Genomic DNA, 13,222 nt, shown 5'->3' with positions numbered 1-13,222 from the left:
AAGGATGCTCTTCAAATTTTAATAAGAATTATCAACAGCAAAAAACCTCATAAAAAACACTACTCATTTAATTTCCAAAATTAAGAAGAACATTAATAACCACCATTATATTACATGATCTTTTCCATATCCTATAGCATTACTCTCTATAGTATTAATATCTGCGCCTCTAATTATCTCCTTTATACAGATTAGCTCCAATATGGATAAATATTCTTGTGAAAATGGTTGATCCACATCACATAGGATAACCTTAACGCCCCTATGTTCCATTAAGTTAAGAATAACCTCAAGCAAACCAAATCAGACACCCCCTAATAAAACAAAAATAAATTTGAATACCGTAAAATCTGGTGTCATTAATATCTTGAAAACAACAAAAAAGGAGATAAATAATGATATCAAGAGAAAATAATAAAAATAACCTATTCCGTGTAAAGTCTAAAAATGGTGTCCTTCGTTGCCTTAAGGCTGGCATGGATATAAATATGTGCAATAGTAAAGGTCAAACTGCTCTTTTTACCTGTAATGTACCTGAAGCTATACAGGCAATGATTGACGCTGACATTGACATTCACCACTTGGATAATGACGGTAATAATGCATTATTCTATGCTCAAAATGTTGAAACAGTGGAACTTCTTGTCAGCAATGGTATTAATGTTAACCACCGGAATAAGTCAGGCACCCTTGCGATTCAACATATTGATGTTTCACCAGGGTTAGTAAAATATCTTATCAAAGCTGGACTAGATATCCATACCAAAGATAGCTATGGCAACTCCTTTCTTTTCATTCCATTTGAAGGATATGTATACGATGCACTCATTGAGGCTGGTTGCGACATTAATCATAAAAATTTAAGCGGGCAGACAGCATTCGATTACTGGCAGTCAGAAAACCACAGCACAGCTGGTAAATATACTCACTGGGAATCTAAAAACGATAACTACATTCGTTTTCTTATCCGTAATATTCATCTTAAAGACAGTTCAAAAATTGTATTCACGAACATTACATTTAAATCAATTGAGCTGTTGTCGTTACTTATAAAGCAAAAAAATGAATTTGAGATAAGTGATAAGTGCATTATCACACCAACAAATGCCGAAGTTAAAAAATTAATTTTACAACTAAAGAAACTGACAGACATTAGTCATGTTTGGTTTTACATAAACAGTACATATCTACTGACTCACTATGTAGGAAGACTGCTAATTAAATGGTTAATATGTCATGATATAAAAGTTGATATAGAATCACTAAAAGAACGCTACTTCTATGAAGAAATTCTCCAGGAAAAATCACAGAGAGAGCAAAAGGTTTTACGAACAACGCTTCAACCAGTTACCTGTAAAGCAATTACAAAAAAAAGATTATGAATTGAATCTGCCTGAACACTCTCCCCTTGGCTTTAACCTTTAGTTAGATAGCCAAGGGGCGCTAACATCATTAATTTAATACAAAGCCCCACATTGCACCTTAGCACTTTGATAAATTTTTTTTAAAACACCCTCATCGCCAATTCATACAATATCAATCACTACTCTCAAACCAAATCAATCAAATAAAACACAGCACTTTTTGATAAAAATAATATAACAATGAAAAACAACACCTTATATAAAATATAATAAAAATATATCTATTTAATTAAATAAATATAAAAATATATTTGCATTTTGTTTATTTAATAATATATATTTCCTTTGTTAATTAAATAAAGGAGAACTAAAATGAATAAAACAAACTATCCAAGCCTGACTAACTATCTCGCCAAAACAAAAAAGAACGCAGATCTTTATAGATTATATAATCCACAATTTTCTTTTTTCTGCAAAAGTGACACTCATGAGCAAAGATTTTATTTCGATTATTTCTCAAGACATATGGTCTCGAAGAGAAATATTTTAACCGTATTCTCTATCTATACATTCACCTCTTATAACATGAACAAAAAAGAGACAATAAAAAATTTCATTCGATTTCTCAAAACGACGAATGAAAGTACATTCCATAATGCTTTTTCATTTCGCGGTGGTAACATTTTGTATGTAAGCAACAAAAACATGTTGAAAGAGATCTCATGGTTTTCACTCGCTCGAATTTACGAAGACATTAAAAAAATAAAGGAATATAAAACCAACCATGACAACTATATCAGATTAGTCGCTTAACAGAGGAGAAAAATTATGAATAACAACGCAATAAATGCATTACTCTCTTGTAAAACTCCAAAAGACATTCAGGCTTGCATTAATGCAGGCTCCGATATTAATACACTGGATTCGTTTGGAAGAAATATACTGTTTTACTGTAAAAACCCAAGAATGATTGACACTCTGGTTAAAGCAGGAATAGATTTTAACCATGCTGACAACTATGGTCACAATGTTTTGTTTAACCAGCGAAATCCTCACATACTGAAAAAATTGATTGATTCCGGCGTAGATATACACCACAAAAATGGTCTCGGCCAAACCTGTTTATGCTCGTTAGCTGATAATATATCCTGTTGCAAAACCCTGATCAATGCTGGAATTAATGTCAACAATGTGGATAAATGCGGAAGAACAATACTTTTTTACGTAAAAAATCACTCTATCTTTGATTTGATGGTACAGGCCGGTTGCGATATAAACCACAGAGATAACCAGGGTCACGGTATTTTTGAAATTTGCTATTCATTAGGCGATTTCAAAGCCAAAATGCTCATTCGTCATATTAGTATGAAGGATAGCAGTCCAGTAATTTTCAACTACCTCAACAGCGAAAGTCTGCAGATAATGGATTTGCTTCAGAAGAAAAACCTTAACTTTACTATCTCTGATAACTGCCAGGTTTATCTAAGTGCCAATGAAAATGAAATGAGCTCTTTCTTCAGTGAACTAAAGAAGAAGACAGATATCAGCAACACACATTTTCGCCATATTGTACTGCGAGGTTATGATTTACGCGGGGACATTGAAACCATTAAATGGTTTATCCGCAATGACATCAAAATAGATAAAAAACAACTGGAACAGCATATTCGACATGATGAGATTTGTAAATATATAGCAGAACATGAGAGAAAGAAACTTAGCGAAATTATGAAACAAACAATCTCTTTAATGCCAGTAAAACGTAGATTGTAATCTCCACCCCTCCTCACTGTCATAATGAATTTAATATGAACTCTATTTTTACCCAGAGCAGATTACCTAATTAGCAATCTGCTCCACCTCTCTTATTTATAAATTTCGACACTGCCTTGACTTATTTTACCAATGCGCTAACTGTAGATCATGAACACATATAAAAAAAGGTTAGATATGCATAAAAATGAAAGTAAAGAAGATCTATCAAGAAGCTCAAGAAGAGGTAAATTCCATACAGCAAAATATTCACCTAATGAAGTTCGAACTCACTGCGTCAGCGTTCGGTTAAACGAAGAAGAATTATCTATTCTCGATAGTAAAAGAGGCCCTTATAAAAAAGGGGAATGGCTAAGAATGGCATCCCTCAACAAACTCCCACCGGTATTACCTGAAATCAATCGTGAAGCATGGATTAAACTCGGCAACCTTTCACAGGATTTAAACCGCCTGCTGAATCATCTCGACAGCAAAAGCCCTGACAGCGAACTGACCCGTACAGAACTCTTCGCCCTGCGCAGACAAATCAAAACTCTCAGGGATCACCTTATTCCATCAACCTTTCTGGAGCAAGACCAGTGAAAGGCATGCAGAAAATAAAGCGGGGTAAACAGTTTGCAGGTGTGGTTCTCTATAGCCTTAAGTCAGGATCTCACCACAAAATCACGCCTTATATTATCGGTGGCAACATGACGGGAAGCACTGCTGCTGAACTTATCAGTGAATTTGAAGGCACAAGACTACTGCGCCCCGGTGTCGCCAAACCTGTCTGGCATAATTCGCTTCGCCTGCCAAAGGGAGAAACACTGTCAGTCAGACAATGGGCGGCATTCGCTGACGATTATATGACCCGGATGGGATTCACTGAAACCCATCTTCGCTGCTATATCATGCACGATGATTCGGACGGGCAGCATATCCATATAATAGCTAACAGAATTAACATGGTCGGTGGGAAGCTGTACCTTGGGAAAAATGAAAATCTTATCAGTACCCGGATTATCAGCGAGCTGGAGAAAGTCCACAAACTCACTCAAACCACATCTGCAATCAGTAGTCATAGTCAGGAGAAAAGAAAGCCTTCCCGCAACGAGCTGATGATGGCTGAAAGAACGACAACTCCCTGCCCCAGGTCCACTCTGCAGAGCCTGATTGATAATGCGTTAACCGGCCGCCCTGATTTGCTGACTTTTATCGCTATGCTGGAAAAGGTAGACGTCAGCTGCAAACCCAATATCGCCTCAACGGGAAAAATGAACGGCTTTTCATTTCAGTACCAAGGTATTGCCTTTAAAGCCTCTCAATTGGGTAAAAAATATGGCTGGTCTTCCCTGCAAACATTGATTGATTTCGTACCGGAACATCTGACTTTACTGAAACAAGCACAAAAGCCAACAGTACCTGCACCTGTGCCATTAACAGTGCCAATGCCAATGCCAATGCCAATGCCATCATGCGAGTCTGAAGAACAGGCTGCAAACCGGGAAACGATTCTGGAGAAAATCCATCAGCTTGAAGAAAAAATTCGTCTGGAAAGACAACAGGAGATAGTGGGTATCATTCAGCTCAGGAGCAAGCTGCACAATACAACCCGTCAGATACCCCGCCAGCGTCGCCTGAAGGCGTGGCTTTTACTACTCAGCCAAATTGTTGTACTTCTAAGGCGCAAGGGACTGTCACTGCTGCATGCCACAATACATCATTTCCGCAAGATTCTTCATCTGCACCTATTAGAACCCATTCCTTTCACAGCCGGTCATTCCCTTCAGGAACAATCAGTTAGTAATAACCAGCACCTCACACCATAAGAATCCTTAGTTTATAATGCAATGATAGTCAATAAATTATTGATCGTTTATATAGATCGATAATTTGATTACGATAGTTAAAACCTATCACAAAGCAATCATCGATCGGTACAAGCAATTTTACTAAAGCGGGTCATTCATCGAAAATGTTCAAAAATACATCACCTTAAATCAGGCCATGGAGTCATGATGGATAATAAAACGATTAGCTGCCCCTTCTGCTTTACACAAAGCCCGCACGGCGTGCGGATTTGCAAAGGCTGCCATGCAAAAGTGGCCTATGGTGAAAGTCCGCTCAGTGTGGCATTCCTTTTTCAATTCGTGGCATTAGCTCTCGCCTGGTTAGTATTTTCATTGACCGGCAGTACTCCTGTCTCAGTCATTACGTTTTTTGCCAGCGTTATTATTCTTATCTGCATAATTAAAAAGACCTATGCAGACAGAGTTATCTTTATACGGTGATATTAATTTCACACCACAGCAAACATAAAAAATTAACATGAGGGACCTATGAAAAAATTCATTACTTCTGCGTTTTTTATTTCCGCTTTACTTATTTCTGGCTGTTCGACATCAGGCAATCAGCATCTCAAAAACGAAACATCACAAAGTCTGCAGTCAAAAATCATCAAAAATAAAACAACGAAATCAGAAATAATTACCGCATTAGGCGAGCCCGAAACCAAGACTACACTTGATAGTGGAAATGAAGAATGGACTTATTCGATGGATAACAATCAGTTTGATGCCACCACATTTATTCCCGTTGTCGGGCTGCTGACGGGGGGCTCACAGACGCAGGCCAAAACGCTGGAAATCGAATTTAAAGGAGAAACGGTCAGCAAATGGTCGTTCTCTGAAAATACAAGCAGAATGAATACAGGTCTGATTCAATAACTCACGTTACAGCCAGGGAATTATTTATGAAAACTTATGCCGTTATCACACTCGTTACCGCTGCATCGTTGCTGAGTGGCTGTAACAGCGAACCTTCCGAACAGGATATTTACACTGCCATGAATAAGGTCGTTGCGCAGGCGAATGCTTTCGTGAAATCTATAGCAGGCAAGGATGTCCCAAAAGACGCACTGCGCGAATTAAAATCAGTCAAAAAGCATGACTGCGTAGAAGTCTCTGATAAAAGTTATAAATGCAATGTGACGGCTATTGTCGATAACGAAAAGCGTACTGCTGCTGTAACCCTTGTCAAAACGGATGATGGCTGGCAGGTCGTTGATAAGTAAACCCACCTTAAAGCCATCACGACAGGCGGGACGCCAACTGGGTGGCTCCTGCCTTTTTAATACTCGATTTTGACCTGCCGGAAACGCCAGCTCCATTTCTCTCCACCATTCAGCATCCCATTCCTTGTACACGCTGCTGCCGCTATCAAAGTCTTTTCCTGATCACTGAGCCTGGCGGAGTATAAGCCAGAGAGCCTGCAATGCGTTTCTTTTCATACTGAGCCAGCAAATCAGCATAAATATGCTCTGCTTCGTCCAGATTGCCTGAAATATAATTCACAAGTGAATTCAGGCAATGCAGCAATGTATTGCTGTTTGCAAGCTTCCTGAGCAGAGTTGTGTTCAGGGTTGAAACGACTCCTGTAAACATCTGCATAATGTTATCAACGTGATAACATGAATTGCGATACTGCGCCCGTGAATAAAAATACTTCAGATGATACCCGGCGAAGAGAACATAAAGTTTTTTGTAAAAGACATTGTTATTAACGCTGTTGTGATGATGGGTTATAAATTTATCAACAACATGTATAAACTTTTCCTCCTGAGATAAAACATCAATAGCACTCATAATTTTCTCCATTTTTTGTTTTTATAATTAAGTACTATCATCTTCAAAAATAAAATCAATAGTAATTTAAAAATATTTTTATAAAACAATATTTATTCTATTCTCACTTAAAACAGCTTTCACTGTGGAGATATTGAGTCCTCCAGATTGCATTACTATTTCATATTTCAATTATCTGAGTCATTTCCATATTTCAGATAAAAAAACCACAGGAATATTTTTGAGAGCGTGCTACGCACTGGCTTACGCCCCGACTACCGATAAATGTTAATTATTTTTACCAAACCGGTGAAAACCATAATTTTGTTTCCCTGGCAGCGCCGCTGAGTGCCCACAGCACTCACTCGCTGAAGCAGAAAGGGTTTTTCCGAAGGGTCCCGGCGTGAGCCGTACTCAGCAAATGGGCAAATCATGTATCTGTGTTCGCTTTCCCGATCAACTCAGCCTCCTGATTTTTTGCGCGAAGCGTATTTGTAATGACAGTTAACCTCAGGTCTATGAACTCGTGCGCGAAGCGTATTTATACTTACAGAAAATACTGTAGTAATGTTCTGAAGCCCAATGGCGCAACACACAGTTGCGCAGGCTTCACTTAAGAAATGATATTATGTAAGAAAAACAATAATAAAAGTGTTTTCATCAGGTACACCAAGGCCTTGAGTATCGTTCTAATGCAAAACTGTGGTTTCTTATTTCTTTATCACTCTTTTATCTTGCAGAACACAATTGAAAATTAACCAATAAAATCAAATAATTAAACAAACCCTGCCGTTATTAATTTCAGAACCAAAAATCATTAATTACATAACAGGTGATGGTGAAATTTAGCACCCCTTGTTTTAAATTTGATAACCAACCATCTCCCACTAAATAAAAACCGTAAAATCTCAAAGTAAATACAATTAAATAATACTACCAACAAAGTTGACAAATAAATTAAATGTGCCATATATGTAATCACAACAATAAAAAAGGAGCCATCATGTCAATCACAAGCGTTGTATTAACTAAAGAACAAAAGTCCATTATTGCAGAAGCATTAGAGGTTATGCCCGAAGATCTGGAAGAAATAAAGATTAAAGCAAATAGCTATAAAAAAACGTCATTCAGAGACGATTTCTCAATGATATTCAAAGGCAATATGGCCACACTCGCCAGGATGGATTTGACGCCCACAGCGTTTAGAATTGTGCTTTATCTCTTCTCAGTAATTGATTATGGAAATATTATCCCTGATTTTTCACAGTCACGTATAGCCAAAGATCTTGGGCTGAATAAATCAAATGTCTCACGCGCATTCAAAGAGTTATTTGAGAGAAAAATACTTATTCGTGACGCCATAGATAACCAAGTATACCTTAATTCAAACTTGTGTGTTAAAGGAATCCCTCGTCGTTTCAATGAAGATCTGATGGATAAATTTAGAAAGTCCAGACTGGAGACAGAAGACTTTGCCAATTCGTTTAACTTTTATCGTGCAGGGAGTAAAACAAAGCCGGTTAAAAATCCCAAAAGAAGATATCCTACAGACGGCATTCCATTTGATTAAAATAATAAATAATGCTGTTGAACAATTTATACTTCCGCAAATGACTATTTCCCAATATAAATTTAATTTTATATTGGGAATGAAATTAATCATAAAATATCATTAAGTATATGACGTTCTTGTTCAATTTCACATGATTTAACCATCCCACTTAGTACACTAACAAAAACGTCATTCCATTTCTGGCGCTCTCTCGAAGCATGCCAGTTCTCAAACAACACTTTCTCAAGAGAGATCCAAATAACTTCTGCGCGAGAGGTATTTAATAGCTCCTTGAATACTTCGTCAGATACAGTAAGGGCATGAGAATAAATTTTATTATCAATAGTCCAGAAAGGCTCTGGCTTGGTAAAATCAGCCAAAGAAGCAAAAGCCAACCCACGGACCTGTGCTGCTTCCATTGTGCTGTTCACTTTATGATTATCCCGCCAGGTTTTTAAATCACCCAACAGATAATTTACGCGTTGATTTCTTGCTTTGCTATCTTCAGCCTGGTATTGGATATAAGCAGGGCCATTACCAGTCTGGCGATAACGAGCCAATGTTTTGACACTTACACCAAGGTAAAGGGCCGAAACTTCAGCACTCAGGGTTGCATCATCTGGCATACTACCAAATAGCCGCCATACTTCAGCATATTCCCTTAAAGTATCGATTGCACTCATTCCCTGTCCCCCTAATTTGTTGGCAATGGTTGATATTTCGCCGAAGCCAAAAGTGTATTATACAACTCAGGTACTGTCATCAGCATATGAAGCTCAATCCGTTGAAGTGCCTCAAAAACTCGCTCGTTATCAGGCTCAGCATATCTTTCAGTAGGGTCCGTGGTATTACGGTGGTTAAGCAATCTTTTCACCACTGCATACGAAGTTAGTTCTTCTGCAACACGGCCAAAAGTTCTTCGCAGATCGTGCATTCCCAGCTTCATTATTCCAGCTTCCTGACAGATATACTCGCGCAAGCTTTTACTGTCAGAATAATGTCCAACCTTGCTTCGTGATGAACGAGCCGGAAAAACCCATTTGCGTTTATCTGCCCGTATTTCGGTATCGTTGACGATATCTCGTCGGTCTTCCAGAATTCGCTTTGTAGCATCACAGATTGGAAGCTCATGGTCGTTACGATTTTTCGTGTCGTAAAAGCGAATAACCCGGTTTTCGAGATCGACATAGCTTGTCGTTCTGACTTCCTCTTCTGTCAGGGCCTCTCGCCAGCACAGTGTTGCTGTCTCTTCTTTCCTGGCTCCTGTCAAAATGGTCAGCAACAGATAATCACAACCCAAACGATTAAAACCTCTCTTATTGTGTAATGCAGCTAGAAACCGTCCCAAAGTATCTTTGGGGGACAATGGATTTCGTACACCCTTGGCACGATAGCTATCTTCCAGCTCAGATCGTGTTCTGAACTTCTTCTGTACCTTTAAAATTGAAAAAGGATTATAGGACAACGAAGGTTGTCGTTGCTGGGTCTGAGCATTCCCAGCTTCAATCTCGATTGCGTGTTTTACAGCAACATTGGCCCACCTAAAAGTCTGTTCTGCTGCTGTTCTGGCTCTTGAAGCAATCTCGTCAAACTTTCGAAGGATTTCATTACCAGTAAGATCCTTGATTCGAAGGTTTTGCCATTCTTTCAACCGATTCTCAGCTTTGTCTAACACATTGAGAGTGTTTGGTTTAGCTGGTTTGGTTCTGCCAAGTAAGTGACTCCTGTATTGGGCAAAAGCTTCACTCACGGTCAATTCAGCCAGATCGAGTTCCCTTTTAATCTTGTTGGGATTTCTCTTTGTTGCAATCATTGTCTGAACCAACTGCCGAGCTGCCTCACGGGCTTGATCGATACTCGGAAAATCGGACACATTCCCAACCTTTACTTTCAAGACAGAGCTTGGCTTCTTACCCTCACTGACATTACGATCTGAAGAGGCTACTCTTCGCTGGATTACATAGGTTTTTTTCGTCAAACTGACCTTCACACCGAAGCCAACGGGTGAATCTCGATGATCGTCAAAAACTATGTAAGGTTTTTGGTCAGGGTTGGCTTCGAAAACGACTTTTCCAGAGCTACTGAGCTCAGGCTTAACATTAATACTTAACTTGTTGATAATAAAAGCCTGATTGAGAGTTGTTTTCAAAGTATCACCACCATTTGTAACCCAAAGAAGGAGTACAACCAATCTATCACGCTTTGGGCTACAAGTGAGCTACAAATTTATGGGTTTATGTGGGTTTAAAGGGGTTTTACCTGGGGCCATATGAGCACTTGAAAGAATTAAAAAATGAGTAAAATCAATATGAATGAAGACATTGATAAGGACTTCTCTAGCCATACCCCCATGATGCAGCAGTATCTCAAGCTGAAGGCTCAGCACCCGGAAATACTGCTGTTTTACCGCATGGGCGACTTTTACGAACTGTTTTATGACGATGCGAAACGCGCGTCTCAGTTGCTTGATATCTCCCTGACCAAACGCGGCGCATCTGCGGGCGAGCCAATCCCGATGGCAGGCATTCCTCATCATGCGGTAGAAAACTACCTCGCCAAGCTGGTCAATCAGGGTGAGTCCGTTGCTATTTGTGAACAGATTGGCGATCCGGCGACCAGCAAAGGCCCGGTTGAGCGCAAAGTGGTACGTATTGTCACACCAGGCACCATCAGTGATGAAGCGTTGTTGCAGGAACGCCAGGACAACCTGCTGGCCGCCATCTGGCAAGACAGTAAAGGGTACGGCTACGCTACGCTGGATATCAGCTCCGGGCGTTTTCGTGTCAGTGAACCCGCTGATCGCGAAACCATGGCCGCGGAATTGCAGCGCACCAACCCCGCTGAATTGCTGTATGCCGAGGATTTTGCCGAAACCTCGCTGATAGAGGGACGTCGCGGCCTGCGTCGTCGTCCGCTGTGGGAATTTGAAATTGATACCGCCCGTCAGCAGTTAAATCTGCAGTTCGGCACGCGGGATCTGATTGGCTTTGGCGTGGAAAACGCCCCACGCGGATTATGCGCTGCCGGCTGTCTGCTGCAATACGTAAAAGATACCCAACGCACCTCGCTGCCGCATATTCGTTCCATCACCATGGAGCGTCAGCAGGACAGCATCATCATGGACGCCGCCACACGCCGCAATCTGGAAATCACCCAGAACCTGGCGGGCGGGGTGGAAAACACGCTGGCTTCAGTACTCGACTGCACCGTGACACCGATGGGTAGCCGTATGCTCAAGCGCTGGCTGCATATGCCGGTCCGCGACACCAAAATCCTCATCGAGCGCCAACAGACCATCGGCGCGCTGCAGGATACCACCAGCGAATTACAACCCGTGCTGCGTCAGGTAGGCGATCTGGAACGTATTCTGGCGCGTCTGGCCCTGCGTACTGCGCGCCCGCGCGATCTGGCCCGTATGCGTCATGCCTTCCAGCAATTACCCGAACTGCGCGCACAGCTGGAAAACGTAGACAGTGCCCCCGTGCAGATGCTGCGCGAGAAAATGGGTGAGTTTACTGAGCTGCGTGAACTGTTGGAACGTGCCGTCGTGGAAGCTCCGCCGGTGCTCGTACGTGACGGCGGCGTCATTGCCCCAGGCTACAATGAAGAGCTTGATGAGTGGCGAGCGCTGGCTGATGGCGCCACGGACTACCTCGACAGACTGGAAATCCGCGAACGCGAACGCACCGGTCTGGACACGCTGAAAGTAGGATTTAACGCCGTGCACGGCTACTACGTTCAGATCAGCCGTGGGCAAAGTCATCTGGCGCCAATTAACTACGTACGCCGCCAGACATTGAAAAACGCCGAACGCTACATTATTCCGGAACTGAAAGAGTACGAAGACAAAGTTCTGACCTCAAAAGGCAAAGCGCTGGCGCTGGAAAAACAGCTGTATGACGAACTGTTCGACATGCTGCTGCCACACCTGGCTGATTTGCAACAGAGCGCCAGCGCGCTGGCGGAGTTGGACGTGCTGGTCAACCTCGCGGAGCGTGCTTATACCCTGAATTACACCTGTCCGATCTTCACCGATAAACCCGGCATTCGTATTACCGAGGGACGTCATCCGGTGGTTGAACAGGTGCTGACCGAGCCGTTTATCGCCAACCCGCTTAACCTCTCGCCTCAGCGACGAATGCTGATCATCACCGGCCCAAACATGGGGGGTAAAAGTACCTATATGCGCCAGACTGCGTTGATTGCGCTACTGGCCTATATCGGCAGCTACGTTCCGGCACAGAAAGTCGAGATCGGGCCTATCGATCGTATCTTTACCCGCGTGGGCGCGGCGGATGATCTGGCATCAGGTCGTTCCACCTTCATGGTAGAAATGACCGAAACCGCCAACATTCTGCATAACGCCACCGAGAACAGTCTGGTGCTGATGGATGAGATTGGACGCGGCACCTCCACCTACGACGGCCTGTCGCTGGCATGGGCATGCGCAGAAAATCTGGCGAATAAAATCAAAGCATTAACTTTATTTGCGACCCACTACTTCGAACTGACGCAGTTACCGGAGAAAATGGAGGGTGTCGCTAATGTGCATCTGGATGCGTTAGAGCACGGCGATACCATCGCCTTCATGCACAGCGTGCAGGATGGCGCGGCGAGCAAGAGCTATGGTCTGGCAGTCGCTGCCCTGGCTGGCGTACCGAAAGAGGTGATCAAACGCGCGCGGCAAAAACTGCGCGAACTGGAAAGCATCGCGCCAAATGTTGCCGCAACCCAGGTCGACGGCACGCAGATGTCGCTGCTGTCAGTACCGGAAGAAACGTCACCCGCCGTTGATGCGCTGGAAAATCTCGACCCGGATTCACTAACGCCTCGCCAGGCGCTGGAGTGGATCTACCGGTTGAAAAGTCTGGTGTAGCAAAAAGAGCCCGATAGCGGTAGCCCTAAAGAAAAAGGCCAGTCCCAATGAGACT

Annotated in this window: 13 protein-coding genes; 10 read left to right on the top strand and 3 right to left on the bottom strand. The window is 42.0% G+C overall.

The features are described 5' to 3' along the window. Positions 1–395 precede the first annotated feature (395 nt). The 8 genes from OGV38_RS16500 (at position 396) to OGV38_RS16470 (ending at position 6,189) form a co-directional block, all read left to right on the top strand. Positions 396–1,382: an ankyrin repeat domain-containing protein gene (locus OGV38_RS16500; RefSeq protein ID WP_004114835.1), complete on the top strand. Its 987-nt coding sequence runs from the start codon at positions 396–398 to the stop codon at positions 1,380–1,382. Between the two features lie 354 nt (positions 1,383–1,736). Then, positions 1,737–2,177, top strand: a complete 441-nt coding sequence (locus OGV38_RS24980; protein ID WP_004114837.1) for a hypothetical protein — start codon at positions 1,737–1,739, stop codon at positions 2,175–2,177. A 15-nt stretch (positions 2,178–2,192) separates the two neighbouring features. Further along, positions 2,193–3,137, top strand: a complete 945-nt coding sequence (locus tag OGV38_RS16495) for an ankyrin repeat domain-containing protein (RefSeq protein ID WP_001062023.1) — start codon at positions 2,193–2,195, stop codon at positions 3,135–3,137. Between the two features lie 177 nt (positions 3,138–3,314). Further along, positions 3,315–3,719 (top strand): hypothetical protein, encoded by a 405-nt coding sequence (locus OGV38_RS16490; protein WP_001594377.1) that lies wholly within the window; start codon positions 3,315–3,317, stop codon positions 3,717–3,719. Beyond that, positions 3,716–4,945 carry a relaxase/mobilization nuclease domain-containing protein gene (locus OGV38_RS16485; protein ID WP_286474054.1) on the top strand — a complete coding sequence of 410 codons (1,230 nt, stop codon included), beginning with the start codon at positions 3,716–3,718 and terminating at the stop codon, positions 4,943–4,945. The genes OGV38_RS16490 and OGV38_RS16485 overlap by 4 nt, the downstream gene beginning before the upstream one ends. A 189-nt stretch (positions 4,946–5,134) precedes the next feature. Beyond that, a complete protein-coding gene (locus tag OGV38_RS16480; protein ID WP_004114852.1) occupies positions 5,135–5,407 on the top strand; it encodes a hypothetical protein in 273 nt (90 codons plus the stop codon). A 48-nt stretch (positions 5,408–5,455) separates the two neighbouring features. Continuing rightward, entirely contained in the window at positions 5,456–5,842 is a 387-nt protein-coding gene (locus tag OGV38_RS16475; protein ID WP_000713577.1) for an SEN1984 family lipoprotein, read from the top strand. 26 nt (positions 5,843–5,868) lie between these two features. After that, complete coding sequence (locus OGV38_RS16470) at positions 5,869–6,189, top strand: hypothetical protein (RefSeq protein ID WP_000860569.1); 321 nt, start codon at positions 5,869–5,871, stop codon at positions 6,187–6,189. Between the two features lie 145 nt (positions 6,190–6,334). On the opposite strand, the gene OGV38_RS16465 is transcribed toward OGV38_RS16470, so the two are convergent. Next, a complete protein-coding gene (locus OGV38_RS16465) occupies positions 6,335–6,760 on the bottom strand; it encodes a hypothetical protein (RefSeq protein WP_004114857.1) in 426 nt (141 codons plus the stop codon). A gap of 982 nt (positions 6,761–7,742) precedes the next feature. Between OGV38_RS16465 and OGV38_RS16460 the strand changes: the two genes are divergently transcribed. After that, the gene (locus tag OGV38_RS16460; RefSeq protein ID WP_016239675.1) at positions 7,743–8,309 is read left to right on the top strand and encodes a helix-turn-helix domain-containing protein; all 567 of its coding nucleotides are present in this window, start codon (positions 7,743–7,745) and stop codon (positions 8,307–8,309) included. 89 nt (positions 8,310–8,398) lie between these two features. Here the strand turns inward: OGV38_RS16460 and OGV38_RS16455 are convergent, their stop codons facing one another. Together OGV38_RS16455 and OGV38_RS16450 are read right to left on the bottom strand one after the other, a co-directional pair. After that, on the bottom strand, positions 8,399–8,974 hold the full coding sequence (locus OGV38_RS16455) for a hypothetical protein (RefSeq protein ID WP_004114867.1): 576 nt from the start codon (positions 8,972–8,974) through the stop codon (positions 8,399–8,401). 11 nt (positions 8,975–8,985) lie between these two features. Continuing rightward, the gene (locus OGV38_RS16450) at positions 8,986–10,440 is read right to left on the bottom strand and encodes a tyrosine-type recombinase/integrase (protein WP_001530776.1); all 1,455 of its coding nucleotides are present in this window, start codon (positions 10,438–10,440) and stop codon (positions 8,986–8,988) included. 159 nt (positions 10,441–10,599) lie between these two features. Between OGV38_RS16450 and mutS the strand changes: the two genes are divergently transcribed. After that, positions 10,600–13,167 (top strand): DNA mismatch repair protein MutS, encoded by a 2,568-nt coding sequence (mutS, locus tag OGV38_RS16445; RefSeq protein ID WP_286474158.1) that lies wholly within the window; start codon positions 10,600–10,602, stop codon positions 13,165–13,167. Positions 13,168–13,222 lie beyond the last annotated feature (55 nt).

It is taken from the genome of Citrobacter sp. Cb080 (assembly GCF_030334745.1).
Lineage (GTDB): Bacteria > Pseudomonadota > Gammaproteobacteria > Enterobacterales > Enterobacteriaceae > Citrobacter > Citrobacter braakii.
Note: the sequence above shows the minus strand (reverse complement) of the source record. Positions and strands in the feature narration are given on the sequence as shown.

Coding starts and splice junctions, on each gene's coding strand:
- OGV38_RS16500 (WP_004114835.1), top strand. CDS start 396: ATGATATCAAGAGAAAATAATAAAAATAACCTATTCCGTGTAAAGTCT.
- OGV38_RS24980 (WP_004114837.1), top strand. CDS start 1,737: ATGAATAAAACAAACTATCCAAGCCTGACTAACTATCTCGCCAAAACA.
- OGV38_RS16495 (WP_001062023.1), top strand. CDS start 2,193: ATGAATAACAACGCAATAAATGCATTACTCTCTTGTAAAACTCCAAAA.
- OGV38_RS16490 (WP_001594377.1), top strand. CDS start 3,315: ATGCATAAAAATGAAAGTAAAGAAGATCTATCAAGAAGCTCAAGAAGA.
- OGV38_RS16480 (WP_004114852.1), top strand. CDS start 5,135: ATGGATAATAAAACGATTAGCTGCCCCTTCTGCTTTACACAAAGCCCG.
- OGV38_RS16475 (WP_000713577.1), top strand. CDS start 5,456: ATGAAAAAATTCATTACTTCTGCGTTTTTTATTTCCGCTTTACTTATT.
- OGV38_RS16470 (WP_000860569.1), top strand. CDS start 5,869: ATGAAAACTTATGCCGTTATCACACTCGTTACCGCTGCATCGTTGCTG.
- OGV38_RS16465 (WP_004114857.1), bottom strand. CDS start 6,760: ATGAGTGCTATTGATGTTTTATCTCAGGAGGAAAAGTTTATACATGTT.
- OGV38_RS16460 (WP_016239675.1), top strand. CDS start 7,743: ATGTCAATCACAAGCGTTGTATTAACTAAAGAACAAAAGTCCATTATT.
- OGV38_RS16455 (WP_004114867.1), bottom strand. CDS start 8,974: ATGAGTGCAATCGATACTTTAAGGGAATATGCTGAAGTATGGCGGCTA.
- mutS (WP_286474158.1), top strand. CDS start 10,600: ATGAATGAAGACATTGATAAGGACTTCTCTAGCCATACCCCCATGATG.